Source organism: Synergistaceae bacterium, assembly GCA_017444345.1.
Taxonomy (GTDB): domain Bacteria; phylum Synergistota; class Synergistia; order Synergistales; family Aminobacteriaceae; genus JAFUXM01.
This window is the reverse complement of the sequence record JAFSWW010000076.1, coordinates 1-1936: the sequence shown is the minus strand read 5'-3', so window position 1 is coordinate 1936 and position 1936 is coordinate 1. Positions and strand designations below refer to the sequence as shown.

Sequence of the window (1936 nt, the reverse complement as noted above, 5' to 3'; positions counted from 1 at the left end):
GCGATTCTAACAATAAAAATTTTCGTGAATCTATATGACTCGATACAGTCATTATCGCTAAATATGGGATCATGTGTATAGGCCAATAAGGATAAGTCGGAAAACTCGTAAATAAAATTATCATAGCAAGCATAGCTGTAAAAATTGTCTGGTGATTAATTTCGTCCTTGTCTGATTTATTGCTAAATTTATGAAGCCAGCAATATACACATAATAAACCTAACATTACTACAAAAACGGGCGCGCTTCCGTGAAATAACTGCATTCTATTTGTTAAAAGTTTTATTAGCATCTCAGCAGTAAAACCCGCACGAGCCTTCGCAGCTTCCGGAACAAGCATAAACGGTATATTGCAAATTATAGTTACAGCAGCCAGCAAAAATATTTTTCCCGCAATCTTAAATAAATTCTTCTCGCGCAATAATAACAATGGCACAAACACAAAAAACGCGTATTGCTTAAACTGTGAGCCGATTATAAACCAGAACAAAAATTTTTTATCCTCGTTCTTAATGTAAGCCAGCACTCCCAATAAAGTCAAGCACACGCAAATTATATCGCTCTGACCTATGATACTTATTACATTTATTGACATCGACGACGTAAAATAAATATATGCTCCCCAACGCGATTTTTGCGGATTAATATTTATCGCACGACAAATTTTATACACGAGAACAGCCGAGAAAATAAACGCAATCAGCAATATACTTTTTCCGTATAGTATCTGCCAAAAACTTTCATGAAAATTTATCACAAGCTCACCGCTCCTGCATGACCATAAATATAACGGTATTCCCCAGATTCCAAACGTAAAATTTAATGGCAAATCCCAATTCGACAAGGCCAATTGTAAGTCTTTAAAATATTGCATGTCATAGGCTAATTTGAGATCAAAATTTAATATGGCTTGAGCAAATTTTATTTCATACGCTATAATGCATTTCGTATCAATATAACAGAACGACATAAACGGCACTATTAACACAATAAATGCTAATGCCCACTCAAATTTTGACGGCCCGGACTCGTAAAGTTCAGGCTGTATGCTTGAATCTCCCATAAATATCAATTCCTCTCTGAAAAATTTTTATTGACGAATAAATTATATATTAAATCCGGCTAATTATTTATCACAGCAAAAAAATAATGATTACAGCTTATATTCTTTTACAGCTCACGTGATATACTTCAAGCAATTTATTTTACTCAAGGAGTGTGTTACTCAGGTGAATCAATCAATGCCTGTTTTAAGAATCGGAAAATATCAGCCTCGCTATCCTTTAATACAGGGAGGAATGGGAGTCGACATATCCGGCCCTAATCTGGCAGGACACGCAGCAAAATTCGGCGTTATTGGGACTATAGCCAGCGTTGGACTCGCTCATAATTCGCCGCTGTTTGTCCCTGAAAAGCACAACTATTTTGAAGCAAATGAAATCGTCGTGAAAGAAGCTATCCTGCGCGCAAAAGATATCGCCGGTCAAAATGGAATCATCGCAGTTAATTGCATGGTCGCATTGACTGACTATGACAGGCAGGTGAGAGCAGCTGCTGAAGGCGGAGCAAATATAATAATTTCGGGTGCTGGACTTCCTTTAAGACTTCCGGACTACACGAAAGATTTTCCCGATGTTGCATTAGTCCCGATTGTTAGTTCAGCAAAAGCTGCAAGTTTAATTACTCGGCACTGGGAGAAAAAATATAACCGCCTCCCCGACGCTTTTATAGTCGAGGAACCAGCTACAGCAGGAGGGCACTTAGGAGCGAGCACTATTGAACAAGTTTACGACCCGGCATTGAGACTCGAACAAGCTGTACCCGATGTTGTCAAATATGTAGCAGAAGAAATGAAATGCGATATTCCCGTAATTGCAGCCGGAGGAATCTGGGACAAGAAAGATTTAGAACGCGTGTTTAATCTCGGTGCTAAAGG

At 38.4% G+C, this 1936-nt stretch carries 2 protein-coding genes; one reads left to right on the top strand and one right to left on the bottom strand.

Annotated elements, in window-relative coordinates; genetic code table 11:
- A partial coding sequence (locus IJS99_05165; GenBank protein MBQ7561204.1) for an EpsG family protein occupies window positions 1-1063 on the bottom strand: 1063 nt, incomplete at its 3' end.
- A 178-nt stretch (window positions 1064-1241) separates the two neighbouring features.
- Between IJS99_05165 and IJS99_05160 the strand changes: the two genes are divergently transcribed.
- Window positions 1242-1936, top strand: a 695-nt coding sequence (locus tag IJS99_05160; GenBank protein ID MBQ7561203.1) for a nitronate monooxygenase, incomplete at its 3' end; no start/stop codon positions are given.